The sequence below is a fragment of the Streptococcus sp. FDAARGOS_192 genome, assembly GCF_002073815.2.
Taxonomy (GTDB): domain Bacteria; phylum Bacillota; class Bacilli; order Lactobacillales; family Streptococcaceae; genus Streptococcus; species Streptococcus salivarius_H.
Genome location: NZ_CP020430.1, coordinates 1 through 20,536 on the forward strand (window position 1 = coordinate 1; position 20,536 = coordinate 20,536).

At 36.7% G+C, this 20,536-nt stretch carries 24 protein-coding genes and 2 pseudogenes; 15 read left to right on the forward strand and 11 right to left on the reverse strand.

Translation table 11 applies throughout. From position 1 onward, the window contains the following. The first annotated feature begins 367 nt into the window (after nt 1–367). The 15 genes and pseudogenes from A6J31_RS01000 to A6J31_RS01040 all read left to right on the forward strand — a co-directional run bounded on the left by A6J31_RS01000 (nt 368) and on the right by A6J31_RS01040 (nt 9,771). Nucleotides 368–832: a Cas9 inhibitor AcrIIA9 family protein gene (locus tag A6J31_RS01000; RefSeq protein WP_225791558.1), complete on the forward strand. Its 465-nt coding sequence runs from the start codon at nt 368–370 to the stop codon at nt 830–832. Between the two features lie 99 nt (nt 833–931). Next, nucleotides 932–1,213: a hypothetical protein gene (locus tag A6J31_RS01005; RefSeq protein WP_080610262.1), complete on the forward strand. Its 282-nt coding sequence runs from the start codon at nt 932–934 to the stop codon at nt 1,211–1,213. Further along, nucleotides 1,210–1,386 (forward strand): hypothetical protein, encoded by a 177-nt coding sequence (locus tag A6J31_RS11480; RefSeq protein ID WP_192573922.1) that lies wholly within the window; start codon nt 1,210–1,212, stop codon nt 1,384–1,386. The genes A6J31_RS01005 and A6J31_RS11480 overlap by 4 nt, the downstream gene beginning before the upstream one ends. Nucleotides 1,387–1,408: 22 nt before the next feature. Next, entirely contained in the window at nt 1,409–1,990 is a 582-nt protein-coding gene (locus A6J31_RS01010) for a hypothetical protein (protein ID WP_080610263.1), read from the forward strand. A 233-nt stretch (nt 1,991–2,223) separates the two neighbouring features. Further along, nucleotides 2,224–2,358, forward strand: coding sequence for a PcfJ domain-containing protein (locus A6J31_RS01015; protein WP_263970022.1), 135 nt, complete (start codon nt 2,224–2,226; stop codon nt 2,356–2,358). A gap of 225 nt (nt 2,359–2,583) precedes the next feature. Continuing rightward, a complete protein-coding gene (locus A6J31_RS11665) occupies nt 2,584–2,733 on the forward strand; it encodes a hypothetical protein (protein WP_225791559.1) in 150 nt (49 codons plus the stop codon). A gap of 208 nt (nt 2,734–2,941) precedes the next feature. Beyond that, a complete protein-coding gene (locus A6J31_RS01025; protein ID WP_080610264.1) occupies nt 2,942–3,214 on the forward strand; it encodes a hypothetical protein in 273 nt (90 codons plus the stop codon). Between the two features lie 31 nt (nt 3,215–3,245). Then, nucleotides 3,246–3,635: a hypothetical protein gene (locus tag A6J31_RS01030; protein WP_080610265.1), complete on the forward strand. Its 390-nt coding sequence runs from the start codon at nt 3,246–3,248 to the stop codon at nt 3,633–3,635. A 130-nt stretch (nt 3,636–3,765) separates the two neighbouring features. After that, complete coding sequence (locus A6J31_RS11820) at nt 3,766–4,179, forward strand: hypothetical protein (RefSeq protein WP_413081372.1); 414 nt, start codon at nt 3,766–3,768, stop codon at nt 4,177–4,179. Next, nucleotides 4,077–4,652 (forward strand): hypothetical protein, encoded by a 576-nt coding sequence (locus A6J31_RS11825; protein WP_413081373.1) that lies wholly within the window; start codon nt 4,077–4,079, stop codon nt 4,650–4,652. The genes A6J31_RS11820 and A6J31_RS11825 overlap by 103 nt, the downstream gene beginning before the upstream one ends. A 40-nt stretch (nt 4,653–4,692) precedes the next feature. Continuing rightward, nucleotides 4,693–5,211, forward strand: a complete 519-nt coding sequence (locus A6J31_RS11830; RefSeq protein ID WP_413081374.1) for a hypothetical protein — start codon at nt 4,693–4,695, stop codon at nt 5,209–5,211. Further along, the gene (locus tag A6J31_RS11835) at nt 5,208–5,906 is read left to right on the forward strand and encodes a hypothetical protein (RefSeq protein ID WP_413081375.1); all 699 of its coding nucleotides are present in this window, start codon (nt 5,208–5,210) and stop codon (nt 5,904–5,906) included. Before A6J31_RS11830 ends, A6J31_RS11835 begins: the two co-directional genes overlap by 4 nt. Before the next feature lie 209 nt (nt 5,907–6,115). Beyond that, nucleotides 6,116–8,255 (forward strand): annotated as a pseudogene (locus A6J31_RS11840) (SNF2-related protein). Continuing rightward, complete coding sequence (locus A6J31_RS11670; protein WP_225791561.1) at nt 8,252–8,857, forward strand: hypothetical protein; 606 nt, start codon at nt 8,252–8,254, stop codon at nt 8,855–8,857. The pseudogene A6J31_RS11840 and the gene A6J31_RS11670 overlap by 4 nt, the downstream one beginning before the upstream one ends. 443 nt (nt 8,858–9,300) lie before the next feature. Then, nucleotides 9,301–9,771, forward strand: a complete 471-nt coding sequence (locus tag A6J31_RS01040) for a TIR domain-containing protein (protein WP_080610266.1) — start codon at nt 9,301–9,303, stop codon at nt 9,769–9,771. Between the two features lie 754 nt (nt 9,772–10,525). On the opposite strand, the gene A6J31_RS01045 is transcribed toward A6J31_RS01040, so the two are convergent. The 11 genes and pseudogenes from A6J31_RS01045 to A6J31_RS01075 all read right to left on the reverse strand — a co-directional run bounded on the left by A6J31_RS01045 (nt 10,526) and on the right by A6J31_RS01075 (nt 20,523). Continuing rightward, entirely contained in the window at nt 10,526–11,074 is a 549-nt protein-coding gene (locus tag A6J31_RS01045; RefSeq protein WP_080610267.1) for a hypothetical protein, read from the reverse strand. Nucleotides 11,075–12,398: 1,324 nt separating this feature from the next. Continuing rightward, a pseudogene (locus tag A6J31_RS11845) lies at nt 12,399–14,374 on the reverse strand (SNF2-related protein); the annotation flags it as partial. A 179-nt stretch (nt 14,375–14,553) separates the two neighbouring features. Then, the gene (locus A6J31_RS11685) at nt 14,554–15,846 is read right to left on the reverse strand and encodes a hypothetical protein (protein ID WP_225791552.1); all 1,293 of its coding nucleotides are present in this window, start codon (nt 15,844–15,846) and stop codon (nt 14,554–14,556) included. Between the two features lie 44 nt (nt 15,847–15,890). Then, complete coding sequence (locus tag A6J31_RS11690; RefSeq protein WP_225791553.1) at nt 15,891–16,850, reverse strand: N-6 DNA methylase; 960 nt, start codon at nt 16,848–16,850, stop codon at nt 15,891–15,893. A gap of 57 nt (nt 16,851–16,907) precedes the next feature. After that, nucleotides 16,908–17,384 carry a hypothetical protein gene (locus A6J31_RS01055; RefSeq protein ID WP_142390721.1) on the reverse strand — a complete coding sequence of 159 codons (477 nt, stop codon included), beginning with the start codon at nt 17,382–17,384 and terminating at the stop codon, nt 16,908–16,910. Between the two features lie 330 nt (nt 17,385–17,714). Further along, nucleotides 17,715–17,957, reverse strand: a complete 243-nt coding sequence (locus A6J31_RS11695; RefSeq protein WP_225791554.1) for a hypothetical protein — start codon at nt 17,955–17,957, stop codon at nt 17,715–17,717. 227 nt (nt 17,958–18,184) lie between these two features. After that, complete coding sequence (locus tag A6J31_RS11700; protein WP_225791562.1) at nt 18,185–18,343, reverse strand: PcfJ domain-containing protein; 159 nt, start codon at nt 18,341–18,343, stop codon at nt 18,185–18,187. A 24-nt stretch (nt 18,344–18,367) separates the two neighbouring features. Further along, nucleotides 18,368–18,622 carry a hypothetical protein gene (locus tag A6J31_RS11705; RefSeq protein ID WP_225791555.1) on the reverse strand — a complete coding sequence of 85 codons (255 nt, stop codon included), beginning with the start codon at nt 18,620–18,622 and terminating at the stop codon, nt 18,368–18,370. A 469-nt stretch (nt 18,623–19,091) separates the two neighbouring features. Further along, the gene (locus A6J31_RS11710; protein ID WP_225791556.1) at nt 19,092–19,610 is read right to left on the reverse strand and encodes a hypothetical protein; all 519 of its coding nucleotides are present in this window, start codon (nt 19,608–19,610) and stop codon (nt 19,092–19,094) included. 58 nt (nt 19,611–19,668) lie between these two features. Then, nucleotides 19,669–20,175 carry a Cas9 inhibitor AcrIIA9 family protein gene (locus A6J31_RS01070; protein ID WP_080610181.1) on the reverse strand — a complete coding sequence of 169 codons (507 nt, stop codon included), beginning with the start codon at nt 20,173–20,175 and terminating at the stop codon, nt 19,669–19,671. Nucleotides 20,176–20,190: 15 nt separating this feature from the next. Further along, on the reverse strand, nt 20,191–20,523 hold the full coding sequence (locus A6J31_RS01075; protein ID WP_225791557.1) for an ATPase, T2SS/T4P/T4SS family: 333 nt from the start codon (nt 20,521–20,523) through the stop codon (nt 20,191–20,193). Nucleotides 20,524–20,536 lie beyond the last annotated feature (13 nt).

A 20,536-nucleotide genomic window follows, 5' to 3' on the forward strand; every position in this document is an offset into this window, starting at 1 on the left:
CAAAACGACTTTAGCTTACTTGTTACTTTCTGAGGCTTTTAAAGAAGGTAAAGTAATAACAATCGAAAGACATGTCGAAATTAAGGATGTATCTTTTAGCCAGCTACAAGTCAATGAGGTTAACCGTATGGACTATGATGCTCTGGTCACTTTAGTCCACGCTTTAATCCTAATGTCTTGTTTATTGGTGAAGCTAATACACGAGAAGAAGTAGAAGCAGTACTTAAGGCTGTTTCTGGCAGGATTAAGTGTTGTTACAACAGCCTATCAAGATGACTTTTCAATCCCACATGATGTTTTAGAAATGAAACAAGGACAAGATGGGAAACGAAACGTAGCTTTGGTTAAATAAAAGAGGAGAAAAACAATGACAGATAAAATTAAGATTGATGCTTTTGACCGCTTCATGGCAGTAAGCCATTTTGATGATGAAATGGCAGAAGCTCACACACCGACTGAGGATGCTATTCATAATTGGATAGTTGATCATCAAGAGGATGATGAGCTGATTGCTGGAATTCTCAAACATCTTGATCGTACGATTAAGGATGCTATGGGTTACTGTATCAGAAAAGCCAGTAAATCTGACTATAGAAATGGTCAAGGTGCTATGGTTGATGATGCTACAGTCTTTTCTTGGGTTAAGGAGTATTTTACTGCTGAAAAAGTTGAGACTAAATCAGTTGTAGGAAAAATGACTACTGGTAGTAAGAAATCAACCAAGCAACCAACTAAGAAGCCAAAAAAGAAACAGAATAAGAGCCTAACTAAAACAGAAACTAAAAAGAAAATCCCAACTAAGAAAACTCCTGAAAGGATGAGAAACAGTTAGATCTTTTTTCAGATTTATCTGTTGAAGAAGGCGAATTTTAACAACAATAAATAGAAAAATGGTCCTAGGGCCATTTTTTATTAATTAAGGAGAAAAACAATGACAAAAGCAGAGAATATTCAAGAAATCGTAGATAATCGTTTAAAAGTTCCTAACGGATTTTTCAAATGGGCGAAGAATAATTTTCCTATCTATGAATGGTCAAATAAGTCTAAGACAATTATCTCTTCTGACCGAAAAAAATTCTCGGAAAAGGTTACAAAACGCTTATCACTTAACAGCCGTTTAACCTTTGTAGGAGATACTTTTTACTTTGTCTGGATGGGAGTCACAAAGAAGCGCATTGAAATGCAAATGTATGCAGTGACTCCAATCATTTGAAGAAGGAAAAAGAAAAGTTTGACGTCAGCCTTTATAACTTTTATCAGCTTGCCAACAATAAGATGGTAAAAGCACACTGGGATCCATATTTTTCAGCTAAAGAAGGTAAAGAAGCTATAGTACTGGATTCCAAAATCAGAGAAATGCTCTCTTTTTGGCTCTGGTGCATTTAGTGTCTATACGCTTTATGGTGGTATGGAAAATCTTATTGAAAAGTTACAAACAAAATCTGAGTTGAGATACTTAGATTTTGATGAAGTGATTAAAGAAAATTTCGAGATAAGCTCAGTGCTACCTCATATCTATAAATATCGAGAACGTATTGAATTCGCTCAAAAAATAAAGGCGCGTGGAGTCGTCAAAGAATTGGTAGGTACTACGTTTTATAGGTCTTATTACTCATGTAGTCTTGGACATAAGCATGCAAATATGGGTAAGGTTACTATGAATTTTCTCAGAAGGAATAAACAGTATCTAAAAAATACGGATATAAATGTTGAAAAGGCATTTTTCGAGGAAGATTTGCGTAGACGATATGGTCGAACCTTCGAGGGGTTATATGAGTTGATTATAAACGCTATGATTTCTGACAAGAAGCCACTAATTAATCGTTTGGAAAGTATCATACCATCCACTGTGAAACCAATTCGTTTTATTAACTGGATGATGAAAAACAATATCTCCCTTCGTGATTATGAGGACTATCAAGAAATGGTAGAAGCTCTGGGAATTCCATTTGATGGAGATTATGTAGTTATCCCCAAAATTGGGAAATAAACATACAGAGATCGTAGAAAATTATTCAGCTCTTCTCGAGAATCAACAAGCACGTGTACATATTTACGTGTAACTAATGCTGTCAGAGATTTGAGAGCAGAGAAACAACGCCTTGAGGACGAAAGAAAGAGGCGAAGTTGAGGGTTGAAACAGCTAAACGTTTGACAAACATGATGAAGGCTTAGACCGCATTTGACAAGTATGCTTTTATCTTTCCTAAAGACGAAAGTGAAATTGTCAAAGAAGGCAAAAACCTACATCATTGTGTTGGAAGTTATGCAAAAAACACTTTGTCTACGGAACTTCTATTATTGTCTTTGTTCGTGATAAGGCACACAGAGAAACCCCTCTCTATACTCTTGAATTGAAAAAACAATAGGATCATTCAACTGAAAGGAGAAGGAACAAGGCTGCAGATGAAGAGGCAAAGAAAGAAGCAGAACTTTTCTTAGCCCATTGTGGAAAGCTTAAAATTGAGTTTTAGATAAAAGGAGAAAAATGAAACTGAGAACTCTTATGAGTCAACTGCGTTTTCATGTTATACTAGAGATAACACTATACGTGATTTCATGTATAATTCAGGGAGAAGCGTCATGAAGTTGACTATTGTTCTTTATAATAATAAAAAGATGATTGGAAAATACCTGGTTGATACAATCAGTAAAACCTTAGATACGTTTGAAAGGAAAGATGATTTTTTGTTGAACACAGAATTCACCTATGAACGTATGGTAGATTTCTAAAAGGGCGTCAAATTGATTTTGGACGAAAAAACCGAAAGGAACTTTTAGGTTATACCTATACAGCTCCCGATGTCTGGCACGAAATTGCTATGACACACGGTTTTTGATACTGATGATTTTTATTGGGTATCAATACCAGAACTCAATGATGAGCCATTTGTTTTAGAAGATCATCATCCTAATTTAAGTAGAAAATAGGAGAGATACTATGACTGTATTTACTTCTAGCAAAGGAACTCAAGAGAAATGGTTGAAAGATGACTATTTCTATAAGAGAGACTTTTTTGGTGGAGAAGCTGAAGCTGAGTTTCTAGTATCTGAGTTTTTGAAAAGTTGTGGGATTAAAGATTATGTACCTTACGAAAAAGTAGGTAGTGATCTTTGTCGTTCACAAAATTTCATACCAGAAGGTGGAAGCTTCGTTACGATGTTTCGTTTGCTGCAACAAAGGGGTATACGGAATCAGATATCGAACAAATAGCCAAGAAACAACCTCAAGAGCAGTATAACTTTTGAAAAAAGAGTTGGCTGAGATTGGTTTTTCAGAAGCTGAGCTTGATTCGATATTTGCCAGACTCTTTGAGATTGATCGCTTAACCTTAAATGTTGATAGACACTGGAATAACTTTGGGATTATCTTTTCTAAAGATGAACCGCCATATCTATTAACTTTGTTTGATTTTGGTTACTCTCTAGGAGTTACCTTTCCCAGAACAATGCCCACGCATGTAGCTATTCGTAAGAGTAAAGCTATGACAGTCAGCAAAAGCTTTGATAAGCAATGTGAACTGGCTGGAACATTCTCTTTTGACATTCAAGATAGTTTTATTGAGTTCCTCAAAAACAGGAAAACACGAGAGGCTCACATATTTTTGAGTCGTATAAACAAATACTACAACTAAAAAGAAAGACTTGTATTATACCAGGTCTTTTTTAGTTTTAAGGAGAAAGAACAACAATGGAAGAACAAAAACAAAATAAAACAATGACTAAAGCAGAAAAGGTTCAAGCTAACCTTTCTGCCATTAACTTGTGAAAGCACTAGAATCAGATAACCGTCTAGCTGACAGTGCCGAACAAGAAATTCTCTCTAACTATGTTGGTTGGGGAGGACTTGCTAACGATTTCTTTGATAGTAAGATTAATCGTTTTGCAAAAGAACGTGATGAGCTAAAAAGTCTTGTCACTAAAGAAGAATATCGTGCGATGGAAATGAGCTCCTTAACGGCTTACTACACAAGTCCAGAGATTGCTACTGCAATGTGGGATAAGATTGTAGAAAGTGGTTTTAAGGAGGTAATATTCTTGATCCATCAATGGGTACTGGTATCTTCTTTGAAACAATGCCAGAGGATATCAAGAAGAATTCTACTCTTTATGGAATTGAACTTGATACCGTTACAGGTGCTATTGCTAAACACCTTCATCAAGATGCTACTGTTTTAGTCCAAGGATTTGAAACAGTAAACTTTGAAGGGACACCATTTGACTTGGTCATTACGAATGTTCCGTTTGCGGATGTTCGCATTGTCGATAAGGCTTATGATAATAAACCTTATCGTATTCATGATTACTTCTTTAAGAAAGCTATCGATTTGGTACCCTATCATGGGATGGTTGCAGCTATCACTTCAACTGGTACTGCAGATAAGAGTGCTGGTTCAATTCTGCCAGAACTCCGTCGTAGTGGAACTCAGTTTTTAGGTGGTGTCCGCTTACCAAATACTGCTTTTAAAGATGCTGGAACACGAGTGGTAACAGATATCCTCTTTTTCCAAAAAGGAGCTTTTATCCTGTTCCCGATACTAATATCGACTTCTGGTCTTCAGATAGAAATAAACTCCCCTTTGATAAACGTGTCTCACTCAATCCCTATTTCTTCCAGGATGCTATTTGTAAAATCCTTGTGTTCTAGGTGATTATCAGGTACGTCATTTCAATGGTGGAACACTGGATCTTGTGGTAGATAGCTCCTTTGACTTAGCTTCAGAGCTTCAAGAAGCACTATCAAAAGTAACAGTGCCTTTCGAAGTGGAGAGACTAGAACCTCGTGATATTATCCTTAAAGAAGAAGTGAATCATCTTGACCAAGACTTACTTGCTTCACTTGATATTCGATTGAACGAGTATGCTTGTGATAAAAATGGGCATGTCTATTATCGTGATAACACGTCTATCCGTCCTAGCTCACGAGCAGCTGAGATGATTTTTTATCAAGACGAACAAGGACAGTTCGTAAAATATGATGATAAATACAAAGAAGAAGCCATTTTAGACTTTGAAGCAGCAGTAGAAGCAGACCCTAATATTGTTACGAATACATGGGTAAGTCAAACACCTTCTAAAGCAGCTAAAAGTAAAGGGCTTTACAAAGGTATTTATTTCTATGAAACACCCCTTACGGATACAGAAAACAAGCGTATCCGTGGCATGGTTGCTATCAAAATGCGTATCAAGCCATTATTGATATTCAAATGACGACAGACTATGATGAAGGGAAATTCAAACAACTGCTTGCAACACTTAATCAAGCCTACGATACTTTCAAGAAGAAGTATGGTTATATCAATCAAGCGGTGAATGCTCGCCTCTTTGACCGAGATGATCGTTATCCTCTTATCGCTAGTCTTGAGTTAGAGGAGTTGGACGAGAATGACAGCTCAAAGGTAGTCTTTGTGAAGTCAGATGCTTTTAAAAAGCCAACCATTCGTCCTAAAAAACACCTTCATCAAGTGATGTCAGCAGTAGAAGCCTTGAATGTGTCGCTTTCGGAAGGTCGTGGCGTTGATTTGAACCTCATGAGTTCTGTCTATCCAGATGTTTCAGAAGATATGATGATTTCAGAACTAGGTGAGACAGTAATGATTGATGTGGAACGCTATATTGATGATAAGACTGTACACTATGTTACTAAGGATAAATTCCTTTCAGGTGATGTTCTAGCCAAACGTGATTGTATTAACTCTCTCATTGAAGACGGAGATACACAAGCGGATTGGGAACGTTATTTGGAATTGATTTTATCTGTTGTACCAGAACCAGTTGTCTTATCTGATATTGATTTCAGCATTGGTTCTAGCTGGATTCCTAGTAACGTCGTTTCTCAATGGGTGTTTAGTGAATTGTTGGATGAAAAGTTGGTCTGCATTCTGAAGAAGCTAAATCACTATTAGTGACATCCAGAATCGGACGAGGTTTCAACGAACGCTTGTTAAACTGCTATATGAGTCGTCAATCTAACCTTCGTTTAGGTCTACGTGATGAGTACAATAAAAGCTACTCACACGCAACAGATATTGTTGCTCACTTGCTTACAAGTAATCAACCAACAATCATGCGTAACTTTGGTACGACTGAAAACCCGATACGTAAGGTTGATGAAGTGGCTACAGCAAACCTACGTGAGTGTGAGCGTGTTCTACAAGAAGCTTTAAGAACTTTATTCATGAAAACCCAACAGTCCAAGAAGTGATTGAAGATACCTACAATGAAGTCTTTAATCGCTATGTGACACGTCAATATGATGGAAGTCTCTTGGAATTTGATGGCTTGGCTAAAGGAGTAGAGCTTCGCCCTCACCAAAAAAATGCGGTACAACGTATTCTTGAAGAGAGACGTGCACTCCTCGCTCACGAAGTGGGTACTGGTAAGACACTAACCATGATTTCAGCAGCTTTCAAGATGAAAGAGCTTGGGCTTATTCATAAACCATTGTTTGTGGTTCCGTCTAGTCTAACAGCACAATTTGGTCAAGAAATTATGCGTTTCTACCCTACCAAGAAAGTGTTTGTTACGACTGAGCAGGATTTTGAAAAGTCACGACGTCGCTTGTTCGTTTCTCGTATTCTAACCAGCGACTATGATGGAATTGTGATTGGACATTCTCAATTTGAGAAAGTTCGTGTCTCACAAGAACGTGAACAAGCCTTTATTTCTGAAAAGATTGATGAGCTTGATGAGATCATTGGTTACGCAAAAGCTAATGACGACAAAATTACTTTTAAGCAAGCACAATCGATGCGTAGAAGTCTTGAGGCAAACTTAGAAACGTTGCTTGAAAATAAGACTGGTATTGATGAGTTTATCAACTTTGAAAGCCTTGGTATTGATATGCTCTTTGTTGATGAAGCCCACGGGTACAAGAATGTCCGTCCTATGACACGTTTGGGAACGTTGCTGGTATTACCAACCGTACCTCAAAAAAGAATATGGATATGGAAATGAAGGTGCGCGTGCTTCAAGAAGAGCATGATACACGTCACGTTGTCTTTGCGACTGGAACACCAGTTTCCAACTCTATTAGCGAAATGTATACGATGATGAATTATCTTCAACCAGATGTCATGGAACACTTCGGTGTAAGTTTCTTTGATGCTTGGGTTGGTGCGTTTGGGATTGTTGAGAATAGTCTTGAACTTAACCCTACTGGAGACAAGTATATTTCACGTAAACGCTTTGCTAAATTTATGAATCTCCCTGAGCTGATGGCGATTTATCGTCAGACCGCAGATATTCAAATGACTGAAGACCTTAATCTTCCAGTTCCTATGGTAGAAAAGGTAGCGGTTGAAAGTCAGTTGACGGATAACCAAAAGGTTTATTTGGATGAGCTTGTAGAACGCTCAGATCGAGTTAAAAATGGGAGTGTAGATCCTAGTGAAGATAACATGCTCAAAATCACTAGTGAAGCCAGAAAGTTGGCTTTAGACATGCGTTTGCTGGATGCGGAGTTCTATGTAAGAGCTGATGCAGATAAACTCATGCAAGTGGTTGAGAGAGTGGATAAGATTTATCACATGGAGGCTAAGCATAAAGGGACACAAATGATTTTCTCTGACCTTGGAACTCCTAATGGCAAGGGTTTCTCTGTTTATCAAGAGTTGAAAGATTTGCTTGTTGAACGAGGAATTCCAGAAGAAGAGATTGCTTTTATTCACGATGCTGCTAACAAAAAGGCTAAGCTCCAACTTCAACGTCAAATGAATGCTGGTGAGATTCGTATTCTCATGGCTTCAACGGAAAAAGGGGGAACCGGTCTTAACGTACAACGTCGTATGAAAGCTGTTCATCATCTCGATGTGCCTTGGAAACCGTCTGATATTATCCAACGTAATGGACGCTTGGTTCGTCAAGGAAATATCTATCGAAAGGTAAATATTTTCCACTATATCACCAAGGGAAGTTTTGATAACTACCTTTGGCAGATTCAAGAAACAAAGCTCCGTTATATTACGCAAATCATGACCAGTCGTACACCGATGCGAGCTTCAGAGGATATTGATGAGCAAACACTCTCAGCCTCTGAATTTAAAGCCATTGCAACAGGCAATCCATATCTTAAACTTAAGATGGAACTTGATAACGAATTTGAGTTGTTGTCTAATCGTCGTAAGGCTTGGAAACGTGATATTGCTTTGTCTCAAAAACGTATTAAGCAAGCCCTTAAAGATAAGGAAAATTACGAGAAGAAACTTTCTCTATTAGTCCAGGATAAAGAGCTTGCGGAAAAGACAAGACCTTGAAAGAAGTGGTTGAAAAAGAAGATGGTAAGAAATATGAGGTCGAACATAACCCATTTGTTATGACATTTGAACCAGATGGATACGAAGCAACTAAGAAAGATGTTGCTGGAAATCAACTGAACTATGCTATGCAGATGAATGTTGCCTCTGATCCACTCCATATGAAAATGACAACCCTTGCTCATTATCGTGGTTTTGTCCTTCGTGCGTTGGAACAAAAATCAGCTTGGCAACCAGAACGCATGCTTGATTTACATATTATCGGTCAAAATAGCTATGCTGTTCGTCTAGATTTTGCGAGTGGTATTGGGACTATCCAGCGTATCAACAATGTTATTGATGGTATGGATAAACAAGCCAAACTTTTGCAGGAAAACATTGACCGTTGTGCAGATACTATTAAGCGAGGAGAAGCTGCAGATGTTTTTGCAGACCAAGCTCGTCTTGACTATGTATCAGCTAAACGTGCCATTGTTAATCCTCTTATCGAAGTCGAAGATGAGTCTAAAAAGCCTACTGTAGAACAAATTGAAGAGCTATTAATGCTTTTGAATTGCAGTATAAGGCAGACCATCCAGAAATGGATGAAGACTCTGATGTAAAAGTTAGCTCAATCACTGAGGAATATAGTGCTAGCTATGATCCTGATGAAGAAGCGAACTTGTTGAAGTTATCGATGAGTCAGTAGATGAAGCAGAAGCTGCCTTCGAGGACGAAGAAGTAGTTGCACAAGAAACCGTTGAAGAAACGACTCATGTTGTTGTTTCACAAGAAGTTCTTGATATGGCTGATGACTTCCTAGAAAGTATTTCTGAACTCTTTGGAATGACTGAAGAACATAATGACAATGTTGCTACGGAAATAGTTCTGAAACCTCTGTTAATGAGGTAGAAGAAGTAGAAGTTTACGAAGAAATTTCACTATTTGACTTTGTTTAAAATGCGAAGGGTATTGTTATATCACTTTTGCAGCATGAAAACACCTTATGAAAATAGGGTGTTTTTTGCTATAATAAAATAAAGAACTTTATCAAAAGGGGAATGAAATGAGTAAAATTTTTATTGCACATGCCTGGTCAGATGATGAGAATTATAGTCAGAGACAATTAGACTTTATACGTAAACTTGAGCTCGAACTAGAAGAAAAAAATTTAGAAGTTATTTATGATGATAATACTGTTAACAAAAATACTTTAAATCAATTCATGATTGAAAATATTAGAAATTGCGATGTTATTTTATCTATTTGTGACAAGGCGTATTTAGAAAAATCTGAAATAGACGATTCGGGTGTGAGTTTCGAAATAAAAGAAATAACAGAACATAATTTCTTAGATAAAGTAATACCTATCAAAATCTCAACAGATGATTTGCCTTACAAATTTGGTACATTACCTTACGAATCTTTCTGTAAAGAATTTGAGGAAATGTCGTTTGATTCATCCGAACAATTAAATTCTCTTTTTATAAGATTATCTGAAAAGCTCTCAAAAGAAGAGCTCTGGCCCTCAAGATAAATTAAAAGAAGAAGTTCATTCGCAACTTGATTCGATTGGTTTAATTTCTAATGTTCTTAATTCCACATTAAAGCTTTCAGATTTGTATACTTATCCAGAACTAAGAATAGATAGAAAAGAAAATATAAGTTATCTTTCAGCAGAAAAGTTACTGAATAGTAAATATTATTTAGATAAATTTTTTATAGTAGGCGATAGACAAAGTGGAAAAACATCTTTTGCAAAAAAATTATTTTTAGATATATATTAGTGACGGTTCAAACCTATCTATTTAGAAAGTAACAGAGATTAATTCTCAAATATAGAAAAGGCCAGTTCGCAACAAATATATTCCTCAATCATATACAACTATCCAATAAAATAAAGCAGAAAAATATAGTTGTTTATAATTGATGATTAAATTTCATAAATTTTGAAAAATTACAAAATTACTGTTATAAAAAAATTGGACAAGTTACGCAGGATTCAAATTATGTTTTGTTACTGTGAATCATTCTGAACTTAATTATTCATTAATATATCATCAACAAACATAATTAATCCTGCGTACTTGTCAATTTTTTTAACAGTATTTTGTAATTTTGTCGAAAGTTTATGAAAATCATCAATTATAACAACTATATTTTCTGCTTTATTTTTATGGATAGTTTTATATGTTGAAATATATTTGTTGCGAAAACTGCCTTTTCTATATTTTGAGAATTAATCTCTTTACTTTCTAAATAGATAGGTTGAAAACCGTCACTATATATATCTAAAAATAATTTTTTTGCAAAAGATGTTTTCCACTTTGTCTATCGCCTACTATAAAAAATTTATCTAAATAATATTTACTATTCAGTAACTTTTCTGCTGAAAGATAACTTATATTTTCTTTTCTATCTATTCTTAGTTCTGGATAAGTATACAAATCTGAAAGCTTTAATGTGGAATTAAGAACATTAGAAATTAAACCAATCGAATCAAGTTGCGAATGAACTTCTTCTTTTAATTTATCTTGAGGCCAGAGCTCTTCTTTTGAGAGCTTTTCAGATAATCTTATAAAAAGAGAATTTAATTGTTCGGATGAATCAAACGACATTTCCTCAAATTCTTTACAGAAAGATTCGTAAGGTAATGTACCAAATTTGTAAGGCAAATCATCTGTTGAGATTTTGATAGGTATTACTTTATCTAAGAATTTATGTTCTGTTATTTCTTTTATTTCGAAACTCACACCCGAATCGTCTATTTCAGATTTTTCTAAATACGCCTTGTCACAAATAGATAAAATAACATCGCAATTTCTAATATTTTCAATCATGAATTGATTTAAAGTATTTTTGTTAACAGTATTATCATCATAAATAACTTCTAAATTTTTTCTTCTAGTTCGAGCTCAAGTTTACGTATAAAGTCTAATTGTCTCTGACTATAATTCTCATCATCTGACCAGGCATGTGCAATAAAAATTTTACTCATTTCATTCCCCTTTTGATAAAGTTCTTTATTTTATTATAGCAAAAAACACCCTATTTTCATAAGGTGTTTTCATGCTGCAAAAGTGATATAACAATACCCTTCGCATTTTAAACAAAGTCAAATAGTGAAATTTCTTCGTAAACTTCTACTTCTTCTACCTCATTAACAGAGGTTTCAGAAACTATTTCCGTAGCAACATTGTCATTATGTTCTTCAGTCATTCCAAAGAGTTCAGAAATACTTTCTAGGAAGTCATCAGCCATATCAAGAACTTCTTGTGAAACAACAACATGAGTCGTTTCTTCAACGGTTTCTTGTGCAACTACTTCTTCGTCCTCGAAGGCAGCTTCTGCTTCATCTACTGACTCATCGATAACTTCAACAAGTTCGCTTTCTTCATCAGGATCATAGCTAGCACTATATTCCTCAGTGATTGAGCTAACTTTTACATCAGAGTCTTCATCCATTTCTGGATGGTCTGCCTTATACTGCAATTCAAAAGCATTAATAGCCTCTTCAATTTGTTCTACAGTAGGCTTTTTAGACTCATCTTCGACTTCGATAAGAGGATTAACAATGGCACGTTTAGCTGATACATAGTCAAGACGAGCTTGGTCTGCAAAAACATCTGCAGCTTCTCCTCGCTTAATAGTATCTGCACAACGGTCAATGTTTTCCTGCAAAAGTTTGGCTTGTTTATCCATACCATCAATAACATTGTTGATACGCTGGATAGTCCCAATACCACTCGCAAAATCTAGACGAACAGCATAGCTATTTTGACCGATAATATGTAAATCAAGCATGCGTTCTGGTTGCCAAGCTGATTTTTGTTCCAACGCACGAAGGACAAAACCACGATAATGAGCAAGGGTTGTCATTTTCATATGGAGTGGATCAGAGGCAACATTCATCTGCATAGCATAGTTCAGTTGATTTCCAGCAACATCTTTCTTAGTTGCTTCGTATCCATCTGGTTCAAATGTCATAACAAATGGGTTATGTTCGACCTCATATTTCTTACCATCTTCTTTTTCAACCACTTCTTTCCAAGGTCTTGTCTTTTCCGCAAGCTCTTTATCCTGGACTAATAGAGAAAGTTTCTTCTCGTAATTTTCCTTATCTTTAAGGGCTTGCTTAATACGTTTTTGAGACAAAGCAATATCACGTTTCCAAGCCTTACGACGATTAGACAACAACTCAAATTCGTTATCAAGTTCCATCTTAAGTTTAAGATATGGATTGCCTGTTGCAATGGCTTTAAATTCAGAGGCTGAGAGTGTTTGCTCATCAATATCCTCTGAAGCTCGCATCGGTGTACGACTGGTCATGATTTGCGTAATATAACGGAGCTTTGTTTCTTGAATCTGCCAAAGGTAGTTATCAAAACTTCCCTTGGTGATATAGTGGAAAATATTTACCTTTCGATAGATATTTCCTTGACGAACCAAGCGTCCATTACGTTGGATAATATCAGACGGTTTCCAAGGCACATCGAGATGATGAACAGCTTTCATACGACGTTGTACGTTAAGACCGGTTCCCCCTTTTTCCGTTGAAGCCATGAGAATACGAATCTCACCAGCATTCATTTGACGTTGAAGTTGGAGCTTAGCCTTTTTGTTAGCAGCATCGTGAATAAAAGCAATCTCTTCTTCTGGAATTCCTCGTTCAACAAGCAAATCTTTCAACTCTTGATAAACAGAGAAACCCTTGCCATTAGGAGTTCCAAGGTCAGAGAAAATCATTTGTGTCCCTTTATGCTTAGCCTCCATGTGATAAATCTTATCCACTCTCTCAACCACTTGCATGAGTTTATCTGCATCAGCTCTTACATAGAACTCCGCATCCAGCAAACGCATGTCTAAAGCCAACTTTCTGGCTTCACTAGTGATTTTGAGCATGTTATCTTCACTAGGATCTACACTCCCATTTTTAACTCGATCTGAGCGTTCTACAAGCTCATCCAAATAAACCTTTTGGTTATCCGTCAACTGACTTTCAACCGCTACCTTTTCTACCATAGGAACTGGAAGATTAAGGTCTTCAGTCATTTGAATATCTGCGGTCTGACGATAAATCGCCATCAGCTCAGGGAGATTCATAAATTTAGCAAAGCGTTTACGTGAAATATACTTGTCTCCAGTAGGGTTAAGTTCAAGACTATTCTCAACAATCCCAAACGCACCAACCCAAGCATCAAAGAAACTTACACCGAAGTGTTCCATGACATCTGGTTGAAGATAATTCATCATCGTATACATTTCGCTAATAGAGTTGGAAACTGGTGTTCCAGTCGCAAAGACAACGTGACGTGTATCATGCTCTTCTTGAAGCACGCGCACCTTCATTTCCATATCCATATTCTTTTTTGAGGTACGGTTGGTAATACCAGCAACGTTCCCCAAACGTGTCATAGGACGGACATTCTTGTACCCGTGGGCTTCATCAACAAAGAGCATATCAATACCAAGGCTTTCAAAGTTGATAAACTCATCAATACCAGTCTTATTTTCAAGCAACGTTTCTAAGTTTGCCTCAAGACTTCTACGCATCGATTGTGCTTGCTTAAAAGTAATTTTGTCGTCATTAGCTTTTGCGTAACCAATGATCTCATCAAGCTCATCAATCTTTTCAGAAATAAAGGCTTGTTCACGTTCTTGTGAGACACGAACTTTCTCAAATTGAGAATGTCCAATCACAATTCCATCATAGTCGCTGGTTAGAATACGAGAAACGAACAAGCGACGTCGTGACTTTTCAAATCCTGCTCAGTCGTAACAAACACTTTCTTGGTAGGGTAGAAACGCATAATTTCTTGACCAAATTGTGCTGTTAGACTAGACGGAACCACAAACAATGGTTTATGAATAAGCCCAAGCTCTTTCATCTTGAAAGCTGCTGAAATCATGGTTAGTGTCTTACCAGTACCCACTTCGTGAGCGAGGAGTGCACGTCTCTCTTCAAGAATACGTTGTACCGCATTTTTTTGGTGAGGGCGAAGCTCTACTCCTTTAGCCAAGCCATCAAATTCCAAGAGACTTCCATCATATTGACGTGTCACATAGCGATTAAAGACTTCATTGTAGGTATCTTCAATCACTTCTTGGACTGTTGGGTTTTCATGAATAAAGTTCTTAAAGCTTTCTTGTAGAACACGCTCACACTCACGTAGGTTTGCTGTAGCCACTTCATCAACCTTACGTATCGGGTTTTCAGTCGTACCAAAGTTACGCATGATTGTTGGTTGATTACTTGTAAGCAAGTGAGCAACAATATCTGTTGCGTGTGAGTAGCTTTTATTGTACTCATCACGTAGACCTAAACGAGGTTAGATTGACGACTCATATAGCAGTTTAACAAGCGTTCGTTGAAACCTCGTCCGATTCTGGATGTCACTAATAGTGATTTAGCTTCTTCAGAATGCAGACCAACTTTTTCATCCAACAATTCACTAAACACCCATTGAGAAACGACGTTACTAGGAATCCAGCTAGAACCAATGCTGAAATCAATATCAGATAAGACAACTGGTTCTGGTACAACAGATAAAATCAATTCCAAATAACGTTCCCAATCCGCTTGTGTATCTCCGTCTTCAATGAGAGAGTTAATACAATCACGTTTGGCTAGAACATCACCTGAAAGGAATTTATCCTTAGTAACATAGTGTACAGTCTTATCATCAATATAGCGTTCCACATCAATCATTACTGTCTCACCTAGTTCTGAAATCATCATATCTTCTGAAACATCTGGATAGACAGAACTCATGAGGTTCAAATCAACGCCACGACCTTCCGAAAGCGACACATTCAAGGCTTCTACTGCTGACATCACTTGATGAAGGTGTTTTTTAGGACGAATGGTTGGCTTTTTAAAAGCATCTGACTTCACAAAGACTACCTTTGAGCTGTCATTCTCGTCCAACTCCTCTAACTCAAGACTAGCGATAAGAGGATAACGATCATCTCGGTCAAAGAGGCGAGCATTCACCGCTTGATTGATATAACCATACTTCTTCTTGAAAGTATCGTAGGCTTGATTAAGTGTTGCAAGCAGTTGTTTGAATTTCCCTTCATCATAGTCTGTCGTCATTTGAATATCAATAATGGCTTGATACGCATTTTTGATAGCAACCATGCCACGGATACGCTTGTTTTCTGTATCCGTAAGGGGTGTTTCATAGAAATAAATACCTTTGTAAAGCCCTTTACTTTTAGCTGCTTTAGAAGGTGTTTGACTTACCCATGTATTCGTAACAATATTAGGGTCTGCTTCTACTGCTGCTTCAAAGTCTAAAATGGCTTCTTCTTTGTATTTATCATCATATTTTACGAACTGTCCTTGTTCGTCTTGATAAAAAATCATCTCAGCTGCTCGTGAGCTAGGACGGATAGACGTGTTATCACGATAATAGACATGCCCATTTTTATCACAAGCATACTCGTTCAATCGAATATCAAGTGAAGCAAGTAAGTCTTGGTCAAGATGATTCACTTCTTCTTTAAGGATAATATCACGAGGTTCTAGTCTCTCCACTTCGAAAGGCACTGTTACTTTTGATAGTGCTTCTTGAAGCTCTGAAGCTAAGTCAAAGGAGCTATCTACCACAAGATCCAGTGTTCCACCATTGAAATGACGTACCTGATAATCACCTAGAACACAAGGATTTTTACAAATAGCATCCTGGAAGAAATAGGGATTGAGTGAGACACGTTTATCAAAGGGAGTTTATTTCTATCTGAAGACCAGAAGTCGATATTAGTATCGGGAACAGGGATAAAAGCTCCTTTTTGGAAAAAGAGGATATCTGTTACCACTCGTGTTCCAGCATCTTTAAAAGCAGTATTTGGTAAGCGGACACCACCTAAAAACTGAGTTCCACTACGACGGAGTTCTGGCAGAATTGAACCAGCACTCTTATCTGCAGTACCAGTTGAAGTGATAGCTGCAACCATCCCATGATAGGGTACCAAATCGATAGCTTTCTTAAAGAAGTAATCATGAATACGATAAGGTTTATTATCATAAGCCTTATCGACAATGCGAACATCCGCAAACGGAACATTCGTAATGACCAAGTCAAATGGTGTCCCTTCAAAGTTTACTGTTTCAAATCCTTGGACTAAAACAGTAGCATCTTGATGAAGGTGTTTAGCAATAGCACCTGTAACGGTATCAAGTTCAATTCCATAAAGAGTAGAATTCTTCTTGATATCCTCTGGCATTGTTTCAAAGAAGATACCAGTACCCATTGATGGATCAAGAATATTACCTCCTTTAAAACCACTTTCTACAATCTTATCCCACATTGCAGTAGCAATCTCTGGACTTGTGTAGTAAGCCGTTAAGGAGCTCATTTCCATCGCACGATATTCTTCTTTAGTGACAAGACTTTTTAGCTCATCACGTTCTTTTGCAAAACGATTAATCTTACTATCAAAGAAATCGTTAGCAAGTCCTCCCCAACCAACATAGTTAGAGAGAATTTCTTGTTCGGCACTGTCAGCTAGACGGTTATCTGATTCTAGTGCTTTCACAAGTTTAATGGCAGAAAGGTTAGCTTGAACCTTTTCTGCTTTAGTCATTGTTTTATTTTGTTTTTGTTCTTCCATTGTTGTTCTTTCTCCTTAAAACTAAAAAAGACCTGGTATAATACCAAGTCTTTCTTTTTAGTTGTAGTATTTGTTTATACGACTCAAAAAATATGTGAGCCTCTCGTGTTTTCCTGTTTTTGAGGACTCAATAAAACTATCTTGAATGTCAAAAGAGAATGTTCCAGCCAGTTCACATTGCTTATCAAAGCTTTTGCTGACTGTCATAGCTTTACTCTTACGAATAGCTACATGCGTGGGCATTGTTCTGGGAAAGGTAACTCCTAGAGAGTAACCAAAATCAAACAAAGTTAATAGATATGGCGGTTCATCTTTAGAAAAGATAATCCCAAAGTTATTCCAGTGTCTATCAACATTTAAGGTTAAGCGATCAATCTCAAAGAGTCTGGCAAATATCGAATCAAGCTCAGCTTCTGAAAAACCAATCTCAGCCAACTCTTTTTTCAAAAAGTTATACTGCTCTTGAGGTTGTTTCTTGGCTATTTGTTCGATATCTGATTCCGTATACCCCCTTTGTTGCAGCAAACGAAACATCGTAACGAAGCTTCCACCTTCTGGTATGAAATTTTGTGAACGACAAAGATCACTACCTACTTTTTCGTAAGGTACATAATCTTTAATCCCACAACTTTTCAAAAACTCAGATACTAGAAACTCAGCTTCAGCTTCTCCACCAAAAAGTCTCTCTTATAGAAATAGTCATCTTTCAACCATTTCTCTTGAGTTCCTTTGCTAGAAGTAAATACAGTCATAGTATCTCTCCTATTTTCTACTTAAATTAGGATGATGATCTTCTAAAACAAATGGCTCATCATTGAGTTCTGGTATTGATACCCAATAAAATCATCAGTATCAAACCGTGTGTCATAGCAATTTCGTGCCAGACATCGGAGCTGTATAGGTATAACCTAAAAGTTCCTTTCGGTTTTTTCGTCCAAAATCAATTTGACGCCCTTTTAGAAAATCTACCATACGTTCATAGGTGAATTCTGTGTTCAACAAAAAATCATCTTTCCTTTCAAACGTATCTAAGGTTTTACTGATTGTATCAACCAGGTATTTTCCAATCATCTTTTTATTATTATAAAGAACAATAGTCAACTTCATGACGCTTCTCCCTGAATTATACATGAAATCACGTATAGTGTTATCTCTAGTATAACATGAAAACGCAGTTGACTCATAATGAGTTCTCAGTTTCATTTTTTCTCCTTTTATCTAAAACTCAATTTTAAGCTTTCCACAATGGGCTAAGAAAAGTTCTGCTTCTTTCTTTGCCTCTTCATCTGCAGCCTTGTTCCTTTCTCCTTTCAGTTGAATGATCCTATTGTTTTTCAATTCAAGAGTATAGAGAGGGTTTCTCTGTGTGCCTTATCACGAACAAAGACAATAATAGAAGTTCCGTAGACAAAGTGTTTTTTTGCATAACTTCCAACACAATGATGTAGGTTTTTGCCTTCTTTGACAATTTCACTTTCGTCTTTAGGAAAGATAAAAGCATACTTGTCAAATGCGGTCTAAGCCTTCATCATGTTTGTCAAACGTTTAGCTGTTTCAACCCTCAACTTCGCCTCTTTCTTTTCGTCCTCAAGGCGTTGTTTCTCTGCTCTCAAATCTCTGACAGCATTAGTTACACGTAAATATGTACCACGTGCTTGTTGATTCTCGAGAAGAGCTGAATAATTTTCTACGATCTCTGTATGTTTATTTTCCCAATTTTTGGGGATAACTACATAATCTCCATCAAATGGAATTCCCAGAGCTTCTACCATTTCTTGATAGTCCTCATAATCACGAAGGGAGATATTGTTTTCATCATCCAGTTAATAAAACGAATTGGTTTCACAGTGGATGGTATGATACTTTCCAAACGATTAATTAGTGGCTTCTTGTCAGAAATCATAGCGTTTATAATAACTCATATAACCCTCGAAGGTTCGACCATATCGTCTACGGCAAATCTTCCTCGAAAAATGCCTTTTCAACATTTATATCCGTATTTTTTAGATACTGTTTATTCCTTCTGAGAAAATTCATAGTAACCTTACCCATATTTGCATGCTTATGTCCAAGACTACATGAGTAATAAGACCTATAAAACGTAGTACCTACCAATTCTTTGACGACTCCACGCGCCTTTATTTTTGAGCGAATTCAATACGTTCTCGATATTTATAGATATGAGTAGCACTGAGCTTATCTCGAAATTTTCTTTAATCACTTCATCAAAATCTAAGTATCTCAACTCAGATTTTGTTTGTAACTTTTCAATAAGATTTTCCATACCACCATAAAGCGTATAGACACTAAATGCACCAGAGCCAAAAAGAGAGCATTTCTCTGATTTTGGAATCCAGTACTATAGGCTTCTTTACCTTCTTTAGCTGAAAAATATGGATCCCAGTGTGCTTTTACCATCTTATTGTTGGCAAGCTGATAAAAGTTATAAAGGCTGACGTCAAACTTTTCTTTTCCTTCTTCAAATGATTGAGTCACTGCATACATTTGCATTTCAATGCGCTTCTTTGTGACTCCCATCCAGACAAAGTAAAAAGTATCTCCTACAAAGGTTAAACGGCTGTTAAGTGATAAGCGTTTTGTAACCTTTTCCGAGAATTTTTTTCGGTCAGAAGAGATAATTGTCTTAGACTTATTTGACCATTCATAGATAGGAAAATTATTCTTCGCCCATTTGAAAAATCCGTTAGGAACTTTTAAACGATTATCTACGATTTCTTGAATATTCTCTGCTTTTGTCATTGTTTTTCTCCTTAATTAATAAAAAATGGCCCTAGGACCATTTTTCTATTTATTGTTGTTAAAATTCGCCTTCTTCAACAGATAAATCTGAAAAAAGATCTAACTGTTTCTCATCCTTTTCAGGAGTTTTCTTAGTTGGGATTTTCTTTTTAGTTTCTGTTTTAGTTAGGCTCTTATTCTGTTTCTTTTTTGGCTTCTTAGTTGGTTGCTTGGTTGATTTCTTACTACCAGTAGTCATTTTTCCTACAACTGATTTAGTCTCAACTTTTTCAGCAGTAAAATACTCCTTAACCCAAGAAAAGACTGTAGCATCATCAACCATAGCACCTTGACCATTTCTATAGTCAGATTTACTGGCTTTTCTGATACAGTAACCCATAGCATCCTTAATCGTACGATCAAGATGTTTGAGAATTCCAGCAATCAGCTCATCATCCTCTTGATGATCAACTATCCAATTATGAATAGCATCCTCAGTCGGTGTGTGAGCTTCTGCCATTTCATCATCAAAATGGCTTACTGCCATGAAGCGGTCAAAAGCATCAATCTTAATTTTATCTGTCATTGTTTTTCTCCTCTTTTATTTAACCAAAGCTACGTTTCGTTTCCCATCTTGTCCTTGTTTCATTTCTAAAACATCATGTGGGATTGAAAAGTCATCTTGATAGGCTGTTGTAACAACACTTAATCCTGCAGAAACAGCCTTAAGTACTGCTTCTACTTCTTCTCGTGTATTAGCTTCACCAATAAACAAGACATTAGGATTAAAGCGTGGGACTAAAGTGACCAGAGCATCATAGTCCATACGGTTAACCTCATTGACTTGTAGCTGGCTAAAAGATACATCCTTAATTTCGACATGTCTTTCGATTGTTATTACTTTACCTTCTTTAAAAGCCTCAGAAAGTAACAAGTAAGCTAAAGTC

Excerpts from the sequence above, each read along its gene's own strand:
- A6J31_RS01000 (WP_225791558.1), top strand. The coding sequence starts at position 368 with ATGACAGATAAAATTAAGATTGATGCTTTTGACCGCTTCATGGCAGTA.
- A6J31_RS01005 (WP_080610262.1), top strand. The coding sequence starts at position 932 with ATGACAAAAGCAGAGAATATTCAAGAAATCGTAGATAATCGTTTAAAA.
- A6J31_RS01010 (WP_080610263.1), top strand. The coding sequence starts at position 1,409 with ATGGAAAATCTTATTGAAAAGTTACAAACAAAATCTGAGTTGAGATAC.
- A6J31_RS11665 (WP_225791559.1), top strand. The coding sequence starts at position 2,584 with ATGAAGTTGACTATTGTTCTTTATAATAATAAAAAGATGATTGGAAAA.
- A6J31_RS01025 (WP_080610264.1), top strand. The coding sequence starts at position 2,942 with ATGACTGTATTTACTTCTAGCAAAGGAACTCAAGAGAAATGGTTGAAA.
- A6J31_RS11825 (WP_413081373.1), top strand. The coding sequence starts at position 4,077 with ATGCCAGAGGATATCAAGAAGAATTCTACTCTTTATGGAATTGAACTT.
- A6J31_RS11835 (WP_413081375.1), top strand. The coding sequence starts at position 5,208 with ATGACGACAGACTATGATGAAGGGAAATTCAAACAACTGCTTGCAACA.
- A6J31_RS01040 (WP_080610266.1), top strand. The coding sequence starts at position 9,301 with ATGAGTAAAATTTTTATTGCACATGCCTGGTCAGATGATGAGAATTAT.
- A6J31_RS01045 (WP_080610267.1), bottom strand. The coding sequence starts at position 11,074 with ATGATTGAAAATATTAGAAATTGCGATGTTATTTTATCTATTTGTGAC.
- A6J31_RS11690 (WP_225791553.1), bottom strand. The coding sequence starts at position 16,850 with ATGGAAGAACAAAAACAAAATAAAACAATGACTAAAGCAGAAAAGGTT.
- A6J31_RS01055 (WP_142390721.1), bottom strand. The coding sequence starts at position 17,384 with ATGTTTCGTTTGCTGCAACAAAGGGGGTATACGGAATCAGATATCGAA.
- A6J31_RS11695 (WP_225791554.1), bottom strand. The coding sequence starts at position 17,957 with ATGAAGTTGACTATTGTTCTTTATAATAATAAAAAGATGATTGGAAAA.
- A6J31_RS11705 (WP_225791555.1), bottom strand. The coding sequence starts at position 18,622 with ATGGTAGAAGCTCTGGGAATTCCATTTGATGGAGATTATGTAGTTATC.
- A6J31_RS11710 (WP_225791556.1), bottom strand. The coding sequence starts at position 19,610 with ATGACAAAAGCAGAGAATATTCAAGAAATCGTAGATAATCGTTTAAAA.
- A6J31_RS01070 (WP_080610181.1), bottom strand. The coding sequence starts at position 20,175 with ATGACAGATAAAATTAAGATTGATGCTTTTGACCGCTTCATGGCAGTA.